The sequence below is a fragment of the Intestinimonas sp. HCP28S3_D6 genome, assembly GCF_052065695.1.
GTDB lineage: Bacteria > Bacillota > Clostridia > Oscillospirales > Oscillospiraceae > Intestinimonas.
The window spans coordinates 26,126-43,118 of sequence record NZ_JBQHTM010000032.1 but is presented as its reverse complement, the minus strand read 5'-3'; the positions used below and the strand labels follow the sequence as shown (position 1 = coordinate 43,118).

The following is a 16,993-nucleotide window of genomic DNA, read 5'->3' as shown; positions in this document are numbered from 1 at the left end:
GGACAGCCTGCGGCAGTGTTATTACATGATTGCCAAGAAGGAGTACCGCCCAGATCCGCTTAAACTCTCCGGAGCCCCATTGCTGAACTACAATCCAAACCTCTCAGCCTATGATGGCCTGATGGGAGGTGAGGCTCATGGCTGAACAGATTGAACAGCTCATGCGGCAAGTGAAGCTGGGCGGCATGGCGAAAGGCTGGCGGAGCGTCCCCTACGAAAATACCGAGCAGTATGTGACCGATCTCTTGACACTGGAATTGCAGGAACGAGAAACCAACCGGATTAACCGCATGGTAAAGACGGCTGGTTTCCGGGTGATGAAGACACTGGATGATTTTGTGTGGAACTCCGCCATTGAACTTCCTGGCGGCTTGCCACAGGAATACATGACCGACCTCCAGTTCCTTGCCCCAAAAGAGAACCTGATTTTTATGGGGAGCGTTGGGACGGGAAAGACCCATCTGGCTACGGCTATTGCTTTGAAAGCCTGCCAGGAGGGGCGGCGTGTCCGTTTCTTTACTGCGGCTGAGTTGGCAAACATACTGCTGGAAAAGAACACCAAGGGAACCTTGAACAATTACCTGGGTACGCTGAAAAAGGTAGAGCTTGTTGTGATTGACGAGATTGGTTTCGTCCCTCTGCACAAGGACGCCGCTGAACTGCTGTTCCAAGTGATTTCCGATTGCTACGAGCGCAAGAGCCTGATTATTACTTCAAACCTGGAGTTCTCTCAGTGGAACACTGTCTTTGGGGACAACCGCCTGACTGCGGCGCTCGTTGACCGGCTTATCCACCACAGCCATATTGTGATTTTCTCTGGGGAAAGCTACCGGCTTACCCAGTCCCTAAACCGCCAGAGGGCATACACTTAGGGTACTCAAAATTAGTGCAAAAGGGCTTTGGGCACCGATGTGAGCACTTGGCCCCTATTGGCACCGATGCGAGCGTTTGGCCTCCGGGGGACCGATGTGAGCATTAGGCCCCCAGGGCACTCACTCTTGCAAAAGGCCCTCATCTTTCCGGGTACTCAAAAGGTGAGCATTTGGTACTTGGGAAAAACATTGCTCACGACATGAAATCTGGTGCTGAAGGTGCTCACTTTTTTGGGGCCCTTTTGCTCACATTTTCGTTTGACAAACACAATCCTGTTTGGTAATCAAATCTGATATCATATAAATATCGTCAATAAACGCACAAACTATTCGAACGCCTGCTACATCATTGAGATATGTCTGTATATTTTCTGTTGTAAATTCATATCCCATCTTCTGCAGTTTATTGTAAATACTATTGGGCTTCTTAATTCTTGTTTTTATAAAAGAAATAGGATTTCGATTGTTCTCAACTGAAAATTCATCATCCAAAACCTCAAGCTTAGTTTGTATCTCCCGAATAGCACAACGATACATCATCATTAAATTATAAAATTTTGTAGCATTATTTAAAAACTGTAGTGATTCCGGACTGTCCATCCTGAGTTTTTTTACTTCATCTTTTGTCATGGAACTTTCCTTTCTACCTCATCCCTGATTTCAAAACATTCTTTCATTCAGAGACCTGTTACTCTACCCCCAACGCCTTAAACACCGCATCTTCCGCGCTGCTGTAGAAAATCAGATTAAAACTACCCACCAGCTCCGGCGGCACGGTGCCAAGGTCTGCTGCACTGGTAATCGGAAGCAGCACTTTCTTTGCTCCGCTATCGAGACACACCTGCAAACTATTGGCAAGCTCGTCCACTTTCAGAATCGTGCCGCTAATACTGATTTCTCCCAGCACGGCAAGTGTACTGACCGTAGGCCGTCCAAGAGCGATGCTGCATAGTGCAATCAATGTAGGCAATGCCAGCTTTCCGGTCATGCCAATGCCCTGCAAATCCTGATAGTTGATGATGTAATCCCGCATCGTAGTACTGATGCTGCCACTGATGCGATTTCCGTTAGCTTTCAGGAAATTGAACGCCGTATTCGTGGATTCCTTGCAGTCACGGTCGCTGCCAAGGCCAGTACGTTCAAATTTTCCGTTGCCGGGCAGCATCTGGCTTTCGAGGCGGAATACACCGATCATACCGGACTTACCCTGACTTACGGTATATACCTGTCCAGGATTGCAGATACCATCAGGAATGAGTTTGCCGCCGCCCTGCTCTGGCACGGAAACAAATTTTTCTTCAAAGGTATCAAGATCAATATAGCTGAAGTTCACATCATAGAATTCCATTCCACCCAGTTTTTTCAGCTGCTCCTTGACGCGACGGCGCATTTCCAGCGCAAATACAAGAATTTCTTCAATCTGTTCCTTCGTGAACTCCCCATCCGGATACAGCAATTTCACATAGCCGCCTACAATCTTGCGGACAGCAATCGTATCGCGCTGGTTCAGGTTCTTTCCAAGGCGGAAATACTTATCTAACGCATCACCATACTGTTCCTTCCGCAGTTCTCGGATAAACTCTGCCAGATAATCCGTGATAAAGCCGTAATCATTGGTAAAATGCTCCGGACGGAACTTCGGAATCTCCCAGCCTGGAATGTAGCAATGCAGACGATCAAGAAAGGCGGTGTCCGTTCCCATCTCCGGCGGGAACGGGTCAAACAGAGAGGAAGTCTTAAGCAACACATCCACGCTCTGATTGATGTTTCCTACAAAGACCATAGATGCCGATGCTGCCTTTTCCTCTTTGCCACGGGCAAAGGAGCCGGAAGCCATATAGTCTTTCATAATCTGAATGCCGTCTTTGTCCTTAAACTTGATTCCGGCAACCTCATCAAAGGCAACACAGTCCCATAAGCCTACCAAACCTACGGTTTTGCGCCCCATATTGTAAAACAGATTTGCAACGGTCGTCTGACCACCGGATACCAGGATACTGTTCGGGCTGATTTCTTTATAGATATGGGACTTTCCTGTGCTGCGCGGCCCCAACTCACAGAGATTGAAGTTGTTCTCCACCAGCGGTAACATACGCGCAAGCAGCAGCCACTTTTCCCGATTATTCAGCTGTTCCGGCTCATATCCGCAGGAACGCAGCATAACATCCATCCACTCTTCCTGTGTGAATGCCTTGCGTCCCTCTCGAACTTCTTCAATGTCGATATGGGGCATCTGAATCGGAGTCAGCTTATGAATGCTGATGGGAGAGATGTCCTTCTGCTTTTTCTGTTTAGAGGAAATCGGCTGTCCATCTATATCCGTGATTCCAAAGCTGCTGTCTCCCTCAGACTCATATTCCAGCTGCACGATGCACCAGATACCGCCGCAAAGCAGCCGGTCATATTTTTCCGGATAATCATCCGTAATCGGCACATTGGTGAGACCAAGGTTAGAGAACTCTGCAAAAAAGCAATCCTTTTTGATGTCGAGATGTACTGTCACCATATCAATAATGGTATGGCTCCCGTTCTTGCGCAGTTGTGAGAGAATTTTCTGAGCCTCATCCGGGCGGACAAAATTATCTGCCAGAATGCGTTTTACATTCTGAACGCCCTGCTCAATGATTGTCTCATCGTCTGAACTACAATACTGACCCAGCAGGAACTCCAGCACATAGACCGGAACATTCGCTCCTTCTTTTATTTTCTTTGTCAGGTCTTTGCGGACGATCCGACCGTCAAAGTTGCTGCGCAGCTTTCGACGCAGTTCTTCACGGGTATCGTCTACCGCCATATCCATCATTTCCATACGGAATTCCTGCCTCCTCTGTATCAGAATCCGAATCCAAAGTCATCTGCAAAGGCAATGTCCATGATGACAGGCTGCCTCCACTGCTCCAGACCGCTTTCTTCGTCATAAACCACAAGGTAATACTGCTTGTCCTTGTCGTATTTCTTATTCTTGAATGTGAACCGCATCCGGAAGATACGCTTCTGCGCATTTTCCTCACGACTGTCCGCCACATAACTGTTTTCGTTCGAGATTTTCTCATTGTCTTCCGAGAGGAAGAAAATGCGGTATTTTGCAGCTTTTACAGTATCGCTAACGGCATCCGACTGAATAAAGTCCATGGACGTGATCAGGTTCGTAATCTTATGGACAATGCTGACCAGAGCAATCTCTGCATTCTTTGTTTCCATATGACCGCGCTCCATCTTAAACTCCAGCACTGGCACCAGCATTTCCTGCGGTGAGGAACCGCCATGCACATAGTTAGCACCGCCTCCGGCCACCTTAAAGACATTGCTGCTGACTGGATAGGACACCACCTTGCTGTCCTCATTCCCCAGAACGCGTCCCATGCTCATATGGTCGATGCCGTCATCTTCCAGTGCCGCCTTGGAAACAATAAATCTGCGATTGACAAATGCTTTGTCCGCGCTTTTCCCGGAAATCTTGTCACTTTCTGTCAGCTTATCACGCTTGTAAATAAAGCCATGATCGGCAGTGACGATAAAATGATAGGTGTTGCCGCTGACGGAGATTCTATGAATCAGATCCATAATTTCCTGAACGGCTTCCTCACACGCATGAAATACCTCATCCTCGGTATTTGCCTTGTCTCCACGCGCGTCGATCTGATTATGATATACATAGATAATCTGTCGTTTTGTCAGCACATCTCGCAGCTCTGCCACTTTCAAATTTTTGATATCATCGAACTGTACACAGACACTATCCGGGTTATAGCTTTGCAACACCTGCTGCCGACCTGCCAGATTATCGCAAAGGATACCATCTGCCAGTACCTGAGAATCATCCGTCATTTCCAGTGTCTTATGCGGCAAAAGTGCTGCCATACCGAGCCTCGTATAAGACGGAAGAACACTCAACTGTACAGAAAGTTTTGCCGTGCATTTCGGGTCATCCTGCATTCTGGCAAACAACTCCTGTCCTACCTCGTAACGCATGGCATCCGAAATGATGACCACGGTGCGTTCTTTGGTATATCGCAGATTGGCATTGTAAAAATCCCGCTGCAACGGAATTACCGAAAATGCGGTATCCTGCTGGATTCCAGCATTCCAGGCAGGGAGCAGGCAAGCCAGATATTCGTTCGTGTAGATATTTTCCACCAGTTCCCGAAGCGGCTCAAAGCTTTCCGTGCTCTCCAGCTGGTCGTAATAATAGTAGAATTTTCGATACTGCTGATCCATATTGTAATCCGCAGCAAGATATCGGTCGATAATTGGCTTTAAGCCATCTGCGGCATGGTAATCCGCTTCCTTCACCATGTTGTACGCACTAAAAAGCAGCTGATACGTCTTCCCGGTTTTTCTTCCAAAGTGCATTTTAGCCCGTTTTTCACAGAGTTCCGGAATGGTAAATCCGTTTACGATTGCGCCGATATCTTCCGAAACAAGTCTGCCAATGAGCCACTTTACCAACACCTGATCCACGGCAAGGAAAGTGTCGCACTCCACCAAATCGTCCACTCGCATTCCTGCAAATGCCGAAAGAACATTCAGCCCTTTGGCAACGTGCGCTGACAGAGCATCGTATTTGTCCCGGTACAGGACGCTGTTCATCAGGCTATCGAGGAATGCGATGATATTGCCAGACTTGTAGGAGACAAAACTCTTCCATGCTTCCGGAAGCTCTGCCTGCACATATCGCCCAGTATAAGTAACGAACAATGTTACCAAAAGCCGTTCCAAACTCGGTTTTGTATCGGTGTATCCGAAATGCTGCTCACAGAGCTGCCAGAACGCAGACAGCAGGTCGTATTTTTCAAACTCCTGCAAGAAAGCATTGTCCACCAGCTCGCCATCCGTCAACACGATGCGCACGACTTCCTCAAAAGAGCAGGTACGCGCCTTGCAGACTGCACTCAGCAGACCGACAAGGATATTTTCTTCATTAAAGTTCTCGATTTCCAGATCATAGAACCGTTGAGTACGCTCTTTATTGGCGAAAAACTTGATGTGCTTCTCAATAACCGGCTTGTACTTTTCCTCAATACCGAGGTCAACCGACAGGAGGGAAGCACGGTCGGCAAAGAACCGTCTGGAATACAGCATTGTGTCTTCCAGATGGTTGTCCCTTACATCCGGTTTCGGAAACGGTGCATAGATCAGATAATTCGTGGTCTTATCCACACGCTCCAGAAAATACTTTGTATAGAACTGGTTATCTGGCTGGAGATGGTAGATCTTCGCATTCTGAAGCTCCGCTGTCTCCATATCCTCTGCAAATTCTGCCTTGTCATCGTACCAGAAAACCAGTTTCCGGGTCTCCCCGGTAAATTCCGCATTCAGGCGGTCTATAATTTGTTTCAGGTTCAATTCTGCCATATCAATTTCCTTTACTTGATAGATTCCGCCCTTTGGGGAATATCATACAGGCAGTTACGCCTTGATCCGTTTATTGCCTGTGATGCTGCTAATATAATCGTCAATATCCTGCACGATGCAATGATCCCCCATTGTGTGCAGTGATTCAAAATATTTTGTGATATACCCATAGATGCCATACTCTTCAAAGGTCTTTGCCACATCCGCACCAGAAAGCCCTTTGAAATGACGGTACCGCTCCATGCAATAAATCAAGAAATTGGATTCTTTGCTCATCGCTTACGCCTCCTCTGGGTAATCATAGGAGCCTGTCAGAAGTTCATCTTGATACATGGTATACAGCGTCATCGGGCTGTAATGCCACAATTTTGATTTTTCATCCGAAAGCTCCTGATAGAGCTTGGACTGATAAAAGCGGGAAATCGCCTTTTCATCATCCACATTGCTGTTTTTTGTAATCTGTTCGATGATGGGCGGCACAATGATTGCAAGCATTGCGCTGAACTGATCTTCGTTCATACAAGCTCCCTCCCTTCAAAATGCAAGTATTGCAGAGACTTCTCAGTTGCAAACACCAGCTGGTTGAACAATTTCCGAATCTTGAGTGCCGCCAGTGTTTGTTCCTTATCCAACACTCCGGTCATATACAGGGTAATGGTGCGGTACACATCGTCATTTGCCACAGCACCATAAATCAGGTCATGCTGCTTTCCCTGATAGGTTCCCTGACGGTTCTCAGCTACAAAATCCAGCCACGCTTCATCTGGGCTGTCAAAGCGCAGCAAACTGCACTCCTTGAAAGCCACTGCTTCCTCTACGGAATAAATATTCAGCGTAGCAGCTCCTGTTTTGCGGCGGTCAGTGACCTTTTGAGCGAAGTTCACTGCCTGATCGCGGTTGGTGGTGGTATAAAATCCAAAACCGAAGTCCAGATAGCGATTTTGCCGGATAAGTTTCGGCTGTTCTACGATAACATTGCTTCCGTGGTACAAAATCATTGCAAACGCCTCCTGTTCCTCTTATTTCTTTTCCTTCACCATGATATTCTTGCTGTCTGCCAGCACCTCATAGAACTTGCCGTCCTGGGCGGTCTGGAGCTTACGATAGTTGACCTTTACGCCGTCATCGAGGTCAAGCTCGATACGGGAAAGTGCCAGATGGCTGATCTTCTCATCGTATTCCCGGCATTCCTTCAGCTGCTTGGCAAGTTTATCTTTGCGCTTAGAGGCTGCTGCCACCTCGCGGGCATTCCCGCTATGATCCATCATATCCTGCATCCGGTTGATCTCGGATTCATATACGCGCTGCATCTTGTGCAGGTAGTCGATACGCAGGTTACCGATGGTATCCGGCGTATAGCGATGCAGGTAAACCAGTGCCTTGAAACCGTTCTGTTTGCCGCTGTCAAACAGCCAGTAGATCGGACGCTTGCCAGAACCAGTGACAGAGTAAGTCTGGCAGTGATCCTTGAAGAAGTCGTTCAGGAAGTAATTGCGGATGATCTCCCGGCTGGTGCTGCCCTTATTGCCGAGGGCTTTTGCGATATAATCGAGGTTTGCTTCCAGAGTATCAGCACCGTACACTGCTTTCAGCCATGCACACAGGCGCGATACAATATCATCGTCCAGATATTCTTCATCGGTGATGGGGATAACATTGTCGGCATCCGGAATATAGCTCTGGTATTTGCTGCTATCCCACTCGCCGCCTGCATAGGCCAATCCTTCCACATCCAGCGAGTAACGACCAAACATACAACCCACGGCGTAGCTGAGCAGACTCTTGATATCCCGCTGCAAGTCAGCCTTGCGTACAGTCACATCTTTATCTTCCACTTCTGGGGTCAACTCATCCTGCAAGCCGTAAATGTCAATAAAAATGCGGTTCAGTTCTTCCTCGTTGACTTTCAGCTGATTAAAACGGTCACCGCATTCTGCCTGCCACTGAGCAAGGGCTTCGGAAATCGTGGAAACATTACGGAGCAGTGGGTGCTTCTTAAAACCCAACGAAGTTTCAAACGCATTCCAATCGCATTTTGAAAGTTCAATATTGTTTTTGGCCTTTTCTATTATCGCATTATCACCAACACATAAATCAGGCAATGTCTTAATAACACCGCATTTATAATTTATTGTTGGCATAGTTAACTTTGCGATTTCGCCAAACAATTTAGAATTCAAGTAGGCAATGCAGGAAATAATATTGGGGCCCACAGCAACTTGACCGCCAGCATCAAACAAAAATCCAGAGGGGTAGTATCTTATGCCAAATCCCCCCATAGTAACTGCTGTCCATGTTCCACCTTCTCTAAAATAAATTCCCTCACTAGGGCGAACATGCCCCTTTAGCATCGCCATTTTCTCTCTGTATACTGAATCAAAACCAATAACCCAATCATTATTTCCAAACCATTTTCTGTACGCTCCCCCCTTATTGTAGGGTACCCATCGACCATATTTGTCGATGTCCTTATAAGAGGCTGCATTTTGTACAATCGTATTCGAGTTAACTTCACTCCACAGCCGCAAAAAACGCTCATTATCCGCAGTGTGAATTCCTTCTCTCATCATGTATTTTACATCGAGAGCGTCTCTATTTAAAAAGCACTTCAAAATTGTATCACTTGCCCAATATGCTATTGGCTCTCCAGGAATTATTCTGAAGCTATTTTGATTTGTAATATACCTATTCTTTCCATCAAGGAACATATCTTCTTTCCCCTGCTGAGAAGTAGGTTCAATCAAGCGACAGTAAGTGCCCTTATAACCATCCACATGGTTTGCACAGCGCACAAAGGCTGTGGTCTGCACCACCTCACCGCCAATTTCCTCAAAGGCTCTTGCGCCAAGATGCGCCATATTAACAGTTTCTGTCAGCATCATCTTTTCCCGCAACTTTTCAAAGCTGGACAAGAACATCCAGCTATGTTGGGTGATCATTGCCTGAAAACCATTATTTACAGTCATCTGACGGCAACGCTCAATAAACACGGCAAACAGGTCAGCCTTGCTGTCGGGGTAATTCTTTTTGACAAAATTATTGACCTTTGCGCTCAGGTTACTGGTTCCAGCATAGGGCGGATTCGTACAGGTAACCCAATGCTTCCGTGCCATTGTCTCGCCAATATCAATGAGCCGATTCAGCTGCTCGGCGGTATCTTCCACGCCCACGCTGTCCATACTGATCTGGCCGTCGGTATCCTCCGCTGCCGCAAACCGGCGCAGCAAATCCCAGTTATAGCTCTCCACATTCGGGATAGAGCCGTATTCCTTGGCATCGGTCAGGGTGTCCAGCAGACCTTCCAGCTGCATCTTGGCGGCGTTCTTCTCAATATCGTCCATCCCTGCGCCGAAATACTTCAGGTGCGCACGGTTAATGCTGTTGCTCTCCTGAATGGCATAGACATGGCAGGTGTTCTCACCGTTTAAGATACGGCGGTTGTACTGCCGTGCTTTCATCATCACGGCAAAGTACGCCAACTGATAGGCACGGTCATCAATATCCAGACCGTAGATGTTATGTTCCAGAATGCTCTTCGCAGCATCACGCTGGCTGTAACCGGCACTCTCGTAAATCTGCATCAGCACATCAAAGGCATATACCAGGATATGGCCGGAACCCATGCAGGGGTCGATAAGCTTGATGTCTTCCGGATTCAGTGCGGCGTACTCTTTACGAATTTCTGCCAGTTTTGCCTGCACTTCCGGCTCCTGCTGTGCCTCTTCCAGATAGTATTTCCAGTTTTCTTTCAGGCCGCACTCCGGGTGTCCTTCTACCCACAGACGACCCAGGCTGTTCTCCACCATGTAGCGGACGATCCAGTCCGGGGTGAACAGCTGGGTTACAGCAGGGATTTCCTCTTTGGTGATCTTGCCGCTTTTGGCAAAGGCAGCGGCCTTCGGTTCAGTGTTGTAATACTGGTACAGCCAGCCGATGATCTCCACCTGACCACCGCGCTCGATGTTGAAGTCATCCTCCGGGATATCGTGGATCAGATGATAAACCACACCATCCTGGTCAATGACGGACAGGCTGAGCAACAGCTCGGTGTAGTTCTTTGTCTTTTCAAACAGAGCCGGCAGAATCTCGTTCAAGGCGTTGCACTGCTTCAGGAACAGGATACGGAACACCTCGTCCAGCTCGTTGTCCTGCTTCAGCTGGAAAATCAGAGCTTCTTCCTCCGCAGTAAAGGGCAGCTCTGCGTCAAACGGCGTTGTGACCAGATCCGGCTCCAGCTTTCCGCTCTCGGAAGAAAGCACTCGAATATGGGAAGGCAGATAGTCATTGACCTCCATGAAACGGATGGCGATCAGGCGGTTAAACCATGTATAGGCAACCTCCTCGATCACATACTGATATGCGGTTTTGTAGTCGGTATCCTTTTCCTTCTGCTGGATGACCTCTATCAGCTTGTCACGCTGGCGCACGGCCTCACCGGAAATCGAATACGGTTCTGCGGTGCCGATATCGAAGAACTGAGTGCCGCCGAAGCTCTGCGGCAGCGGCTTGGCAATACCGTCCTCCGTAATACCGATCAGGCGGGCATCATAGCTAACATCTGCAATCAGCTTATTCCGCGCCCAAATCGCAAAATTCTTTATGGCTGTCTTGTTCATGGAGCCAATCCTCCTGTCATTTATAGTTCAATGTTGACGATTGTATCTTCGTCCATCTCTTTCAGCAGATTTTCACGCAATGCGGCAAGGTATTTATCAACGTCGTCCTTACTCTCCAACCGCCACGATGCAGTCTTGGCAACCGTCTTGATGGAAACATTCTTCGTGGTGCGCACCTTATATACCAGCTGCGGTTCTGCGACCTTTTCTGCCGGTTTCACGGTCTCGCCGCGTTTTTTCGCCTCTTCTTCCTGACGCTTGCGCTCTGCCTCGGCCTTTGCCGCAGCTTCCTGCACAAGACGGATATCCTCTGCGTTCATCTCATTGAGCAGGCGCAGCTTCAGTGCTTCTGCCTTATCTGCATAGCTACGCAGAGTGGAGACATTGTTGCAGTGCTCCGCACCGTCCATGATCTCCTTAAACAGTTCCAGATAACGGTTAAACCTTGCATCCTTATAAGGCTTGGTGTTCAGCACTTCAAAGACGCGGTTCCGATCCTGATTGATGGAATCCTTGACCGGCTCTGCCTGCTCTTCCAGAATGCGCATATAACAGTTCATAAACTTCTCGCGCAGCTCCGGCAGCTTCGGAATCTCCTTGTAGGGCTTCGCCATCCGGACGATGGTACGCATCTTGGTCACCACGTCTTCCAGTTCTGCATCCACGATGTAGGTCTTGCTGTCCTCGTAGATATTCAGCATATCCAGCGCACGGGTGAAGATGGTCAGCTGCTCACTGCCAAAGAAATCACGGATAGGCTCATAGTCCTCGCCAAAATCCATCAGATCGTCCTGCTCGTCAAATACAGTCTTAAAGAATTCCAGCGGTGCCTGAATCTGCACCAGTGCGGAAAGCCGCTTCTTGCCCTTTTCCAGAAGTTCCTTTCCTGGATAGGCGTAATTCTCATATTTCGGTTCCAGCCGCTCAATCTCAGTGATTCGATTCTCGCAGTAATGCTGGAAGTTCTTCATGATGGTATCTTCGTCATCGGCAGGCGGTGCCACCTTGAACAGCTCTTTCATCACGGTGCGGACGGCCTTTTTCTGGTTTTCCGGCACACGGACGCGCACTTCCGTCAGCAACTTATCCACGAACTGCTTCTTCGTGATGTAGCCGATGATTTCTTCTTCGGAGCGGTTGTTCAGATTGACACTCTCACCATTGACCGTAAAGGACAGATCTCCACGCTTAAAGAGACGTGCCACCAGCCAATGGATGTCATCTTCCACAAAGCCATAGGGTGCTTTCATAAAGCGATCCTTGATCGTTTTCATAGAAGTTTTCATGTGCATCCGGGAGTTACCTGCCACGAATTGCAGCACATCATCCAGCGCGTGGACATTGGATTCTCCGGTATCTCCCAGTGCCAGCGACAGCTGATTGCTGGTCTTGAACATCTTCCGGATGTCTGCTTCGCCCATCGCTGCGTCGATGTAGGACAGCTTGTGGTAAACCGTCTGCACCAATCTTCCGATTGCCTCGTTGATGCGGCTGGTCACTTCCTTGCCGGAAGTGTGCAGCACATCGCCATTGACATAGATGGTAGCCTCTTTCAGAGCTTCCGTCAGGTAAAGCTTGGCGTTACCGTTGCGTTCCCGCATCTCCACGCGCTTTGCCTCCTTAATGGTCTCATACTTGGCAAGCTGCACAGAGGTATTCTTGCGCAGGAACCGCTCAATTTTTAAGTATGCTCGCATTTCCGTCAGGAACGCATCATCATTCGGCAGAACCACAAGGACTTCCTTGCCCTGGCCAGAGAGTAGGCGCAACGTACCATCATCGGTGCCACCCTCATACCACGGGGTCAACACACGGAGGCCGATATCGTAATTCTGGTTTGCCTTATAGGGGCGGTCATCCACTGTCTGATTGAAGGAGAACGCATACCGTCCACCAAAGCTTGGATACTGATACTTCTTGCTGGAGAAAATGTCCTCATAGATCATCTCCGCAATCTTCGTGATGACCTCCGGCATCTCCACATTTTCTTTTTCGATTTCGTTGTTGATTTCCTGTTCCTCATCGGTCAGGAATACATAGATGGAGCCATTCTTCTGGATCAGCATCTGGCGCATCAGCACTTTCAGTGCATCCTCCACCTGTGCCTTTAAAGAAATACGATCATCGTCAATGCTGGTAATCATCAGGCTGACGATGTTGTCCACATTGGCTTCAATCTCCAGAACATATTTAATCAGGAAAAGGGTCTTCAACACATTGATGGCAAAGACATCTTTTTCCTTCTTTTCCGGGTTGATGTAGCTGTTGTCATAAGCGCGAATGATCACGCTGCTGTGGCTGTGGTCGAGGAAGTTCTCCAATGCATCATAGAACCGATAGAACGGCACGATTGCCCCCATCTCATCGTCCATCAGCTGCATGGCAGATTCTTTGAACAGAGCCAGCATGGAACGTTCACCTTCGGACAGGTGCTTGCCGGATGCACCGTGGGTACGGATGCTGGTCAGCACGCTGGCAAGCAAATTAAACTGGTATGGAACAAAAGGATAAACCTCTGCAAAGTCTTCTGCGTTGGCGTACAGTTTTTTCTCCACGCCGTCGTTGAAGACAATCAGATTTTTGATGATGGTTGCTTTCTGGTCATAGAGCAGACGCAGGCTCTGTGCTGCTGTCTCGGTCTTATCCAGAATACGCTTTTTGATAACAGCGTCCACATTGGCAGAGGACAAAGAAAGACGTGTATCGAAACGTCCTTGAATCTTGGAGAAGTCGTTACCCTTCACCTTGGTAATGGAGTCGATATCCTGCTGGCTCGTTACGATTACCCAAGCCTTGCCCATGCATTCCTTGCCCAGTTCTTCCGTCACTGTCTGAAGGTTCAGCATCAGTTTGGAATCATCACCAATGTACTGGCCAATCTCATCTACAAGGAAAACCACATGGTGGTTGTTACCTTTTTTCTCAATATAGGACTTTACACGCTTGGCGAAATCCTCAATACTGATCTGGTAGCCCTCGGTTGCTTTCTCACACCAGTTACGAGCAGCCGATTCGCTCATGAAATCCATGTCAGAAAGAACATCGACAACGGAATCCTGAATGAAATCGAAGTCCTGGCGAGAGCTTTCCCACGGATCTCCATACTCTTCTTCAAACTTTTCCTTAAACTCTTCAAAACGACCTTCCTCGGAAAGCCTGCGCTCCAGGTCGGCAAGGTGCGGCATGGAACCGCAGAAGCCCTGCATCTCATTGAAGACCTTCAGGAATACGTTCACAATGGCATCTTTATTTTCTTTGCCATTCGAATCGCTTTTGGAATCAATGTTGAAAAGAATTACGTCCGATGGGGCGTTTGCTGCCAGCTGCATATCTGCCAGCACCATCTGATTGGTAATCTTCTGATCCTCAATGAAGTAGTCGATGGCATGTTTGTCTCCGACCTGTTTATTCTGAAGCAGATAGGACAGGATTTTCAGGAAATGAGATTTACCACTTCCAAAGAAGCCGGAAATCCAGACACCCATTTTCGGTGTGGTTCCCTGAATACCTTTTTTATATGCTGCAAAGAAATCCGCAAAATGACGCTGAAGCTCACGGGTCACAACATACTCTTCCAGCTCCTGCGCTACATTTGTTTCTTCACCCTGACCGACAATGATAACGCCCTGTATCTCACGGTCAATTTTCTTTCGGAACATGTCCTTGATCTGCATAACTGTTTCCTCCATCCATTACTTTACCAGTCGGAATGCCCGGTAATAGTTATCGTCTTTAATCTCATTGAACAGGATCAGCTCCTGCTCATTATAGGTTCCCGGAAAGAACATCACGACCGGGCAGCGCACAAACGCTTGGTGCAAGTTGTTAAGCACCTTGTGGGAGCGCAAAATCGGATAGCACTTGCCGATACCGGTCAGGAACACAACTGCATTCTCCGGCGTATGTTCTTTGATATATTGCACGATCAGGCTGTCATCGTCATTCACCTTCATGGAGTTGGTCACTGCCTTGACGATACGCTCGATTCCTCGCTTTTTTTCAAAGTCATAGCACTTTTCCATAAAGTTTTTCTTTTCCAAAAAGTCAATGATGATATCATACAGGTCAAAGACCACAAGCTCAAAATCATCATCGCCCCGGTCGTTCTTATTTTTCAGATACTCTACACGCTCCCGAACTTCCAGTTCCTTTTCCGGTGGATAATCAAACACCCAATAGTTGACCTCATTTGCGCGGCCTGTTCCTTTTCGGAAAGACGGCTTATGGATTGCAAGCTCCATCTCGTCCAGTCTTTGGCTTAAATCCATTTCATCTTACCCCCGTCAGTGTTTTTACCATGATGCCAAGGTCATGGTCATAAAGCCAATGCTCAAATGCAATATCAAGAATTGGCTTCAGTATTTTTCTTGTGCTGTTTGCCTGGTTGCTTTCTAAAAGTCCTGCTTCATAAAGCTGTGTCTTATAGCAGGAACCGAGACGGCGCAGCGTATAGTCTTGAAGAGAAGCCACTTTCTCACTCTGTTCCTGCTTATTTTTGAAAAATATCCGGATATCTGCATCCGTCAGCTCATCGGAACCAAGAATCATTTTTTCCCGCACTACTTCATACACAAAATCAAAGAACAGCGTGTCATGCAAAAGAGCCGCAGTCAGCACAAATAATTTTTGTGTAGCAAGATCACTGCTCAGAAAGATTGGATAAAAGCTTTCATCTAATGTCTTGATACGGGCTGTTACGGTAGAATAAATCTGCTGCGCTCGTAGTTTTGTCGGTGCACCATAGATGTTTGTCTCTTCATTCAACTTTTTAATATCTGCAAAGCTCTTACCCTCGCTCAAAAGCTGCACGGTTTTCCGAAATTCCATGAACCAGAACGAAAATTTCACGGCTCCAGCACTATACGGTTTTCTTTCCATTTTCGTTCTCTCCATTTCCGGATTTTGTTTTAATGTATCTGCCGCTTTTGATTCTGGCATCCTTCGGCTTTTCGGCGTTAATAGGAATGACCCACTGATGGCCTAAACGCTCGGCACCATCAATTCGCCCTTCTGTGCATAATGTCTGTACTCTCCTTGTGCAGATGCCCCATTTTTCAGAAGCCTGCTTAATCGTCATGAAATCCATACGGAACCTCTTTTTCGATGTCTAAAGTCACTCGCAGCAAGTTAAAATTTCTCATTTATATTCTACTCCAAGAAACGAACAAAATCAATCGAAAGTTCTTCCAAATTTTGAACGATTTTTTTAGAATCCACTCTTCTGCAAGCAGGGCTTTCGTGACACGAAAGCGATTTTCTGCTTGTTGGGGAAATTCCCCAATCCCCATAGAACGCTGCCTGCGGCATCGGGCTGCGCATCCGTTCCGGATGCTTTAACGGCAGTTCCTGCCATAGAAAAAGCCAGAGTGAATTATCACCCCGGCTTCAAAAATATTTACTTGTGCTTGCGGCCTCCACGCTTTTTGTAGTCCTCGTCTATACGCTTTTTCCAGTCTGCACTCAGTGGGGCACTGCACCGGACAGAGCTGATTGCTTCGCTGACCACCTCATAATTCAACGCAGTTCCTTCGCTGTCGCACTGATAGTTGACTGCACGATCTGCGCCGATTCCGAACTGGCTTGCGGTCTCTACTGCGTCAATATTGGCACCAAGGAACAAAAACTCCCACCCGTATTTTGCTTTCTGCCGCTCGATCATCTGCTTCACTTTTTCGCTGTTGTAACGGCGGCTGGCATTTTCCATTCCGTCCGTAGTGATTACAAACATGGTGTGTTCCGGCACATCCTCCGGTCTTGCGTACTTATGAACATTTCCAATGTGATGAATCGCACCGCCGATGGCATCCAAGAGTGCTGTGCATCCGCGAACCGTGTAATCACGGTCAATCATTGGTCGGATGTCCCTTACATTTACACGGTCGTGCAGGACTTCGCTCACATTGTCAAACAGTACCGTTGAGATCAGCGCTTCGCCCTCTGTTTTTTTCTGCTGCTCAATCATAGAATTGAATCCGCCGATGGTGTCCCGTTCCAGTCCGCTCATGGAACCGCTGCGGTCTAAGATAAAAACGATCTCTGTTAAATTCTTTCTCATACACTTGTCCTCCCAAAAGATTATGGCTGCTCGGTTTCGTACCTTACAGCCATAGTATAGCGATTTTCTTTTGTGGAGTGGTCGCATGGAAAGCG

At 47.7% G+C, this 16,993-nt stretch carries 13 protein-coding genes; 1 reads left to right on the top strand and 12 read right to left on the bottom strand.

Translation table 11 applies throughout. The features are described 5' to 3' along the window. Positions 1–137: 137 nt before the first annotated feature. Positions 138–872, top strand: a complete 735-nt coding sequence (gene istB, locus ACTNBK_RS11325; protein WP_016146601.1) for an IS21-like element helper ATPase IstB — start codon at positions 138–140, stop codon at positions 870–872. Between the two features lie 246 nt (positions 873–1,118). On the opposite strand, the gene ACTNBK_RS11320 is transcribed toward istB, so the two are convergent. The 12 genes from ACTNBK_RS11320 to ACTNBK_RS11265 all read right to left on the bottom strand — a co-directional run bounded on the left by ACTNBK_RS11320 (position 1,119) and on the right by ACTNBK_RS11265 (position 16,898). Further along, entirely contained in the window at positions 1,119–1,502 is a 384-nt protein-coding gene (locus tag ACTNBK_RS11320) for a GTP pyrophosphokinase (RefSeq protein ID WP_441146143.1), read from the bottom strand. 58 nt (positions 1,503–1,560) lie between these two features. Next, on the bottom strand, positions 1,561–3,681 hold the full coding sequence (brxL, locus tag ACTNBK_RS11315; RefSeq protein ID WP_441146141.1) for a protease Lon-related BREX system protein BrxL: 2,121 nt from the start codon (positions 3,679–3,681) through the stop codon (positions 1,561–1,563). A 23-nt stretch (positions 3,682–3,704) separates the two neighbouring features. Further along, positions 3,705–6,227, bottom strand: a complete 2,523-nt coding sequence (pglZ, locus tag ACTNBK_RS11310; protein ID WP_441146139.1) for a BREX-1 system phosphatase PglZ type A — start codon at positions 6,225–6,227, stop codon at positions 3,705–3,707. A gap of 54 nt (positions 6,228–6,281) precedes the next feature. Next, the gene (locus ACTNBK_RS11305) at positions 6,282–6,503 is read right to left on the bottom strand and encodes a DUF3791 domain-containing protein (protein ID WP_013274273.1); all 222 of its coding nucleotides are present in this window, start codon (positions 6,501–6,503) and stop codon (positions 6,282–6,284) included. Between the two features lie 3 nt (positions 6,504–6,506). After that, complete coding sequence (locus ACTNBK_RS11300) at positions 6,507–6,746, bottom strand: hypothetical protein (protein ID WP_005539002.1); 240 nt, start codon at positions 6,744–6,746, stop codon at positions 6,507–6,509. Next, positions 6,743–7,225 (bottom strand): DUF3990 domain-containing protein, encoded by a 483-nt coding sequence (locus ACTNBK_RS11295; RefSeq protein WP_013274275.1) that lies wholly within the window; start codon positions 7,223–7,225, stop codon positions 6,743–6,745. Before ACTNBK_RS11295 ends, ACTNBK_RS11300 begins: the two co-directional genes overlap by 4 nt. Before the next feature lie 21 nt (positions 7,226–7,246). Further along, positions 7,247–10,843 (bottom strand): BREX-1 system adenine-specific DNA-methyltransferase PglX, encoded by a 3,597-nt coding sequence (gene pglX / locus ACTNBK_RS11290; protein WP_441146136.1) that lies wholly within the window; start codon positions 10,841–10,843, stop codon positions 7,247–7,249. A 20-nt stretch (positions 10,844–10,863) separates the two neighbouring features. Then, complete coding sequence (gene brxC / locus ACTNBK_RS11285) at positions 10,864–14,517, bottom strand: BREX system P-loop protein BrxC (RefSeq protein WP_441146134.1); 3,654 nt, start codon at positions 14,515–14,517, stop codon at positions 10,864–10,866. An 18-nt stretch (positions 14,518–14,535) separates the two neighbouring features. Beyond that, positions 14,536–15,111, bottom strand: a complete 576-nt coding sequence (locus ACTNBK_RS11280) for a DUF1788 domain-containing protein (RefSeq protein WP_005929853.1) — start codon at positions 15,109–15,111, stop codon at positions 14,536–14,538. A gap of 1 nt (position 15,112) precedes the next feature. Next, positions 15,113–15,721, bottom strand: a complete 609-nt coding sequence (locus tag ACTNBK_RS11275; protein ID WP_101871401.1) for a DUF1819 family protein — start codon at positions 15,719–15,721, stop codon at positions 15,113–15,115. Next, complete coding sequence (locus ACTNBK_RS11270; RefSeq protein WP_441146131.1) at positions 15,702–15,929, bottom strand: DNA-binding protein; 228 nt, start codon at positions 15,927–15,929, stop codon at positions 15,702–15,704. Before ACTNBK_RS11270 ends, ACTNBK_RS11275 begins: the two co-directional genes overlap by 20 nt. 309 nt (positions 15,930–16,238) lie before the next feature. Beyond that, positions 16,239–16,898, bottom strand: a complete 660-nt coding sequence (locus ACTNBK_RS11265; protein ID WP_441146129.1) for a vWA domain-containing protein — start codon at positions 16,896–16,898, stop codon at positions 16,239–16,241. Between the last annotated feature and the right edge of the window lie 95 nt (positions 16,899–16,993).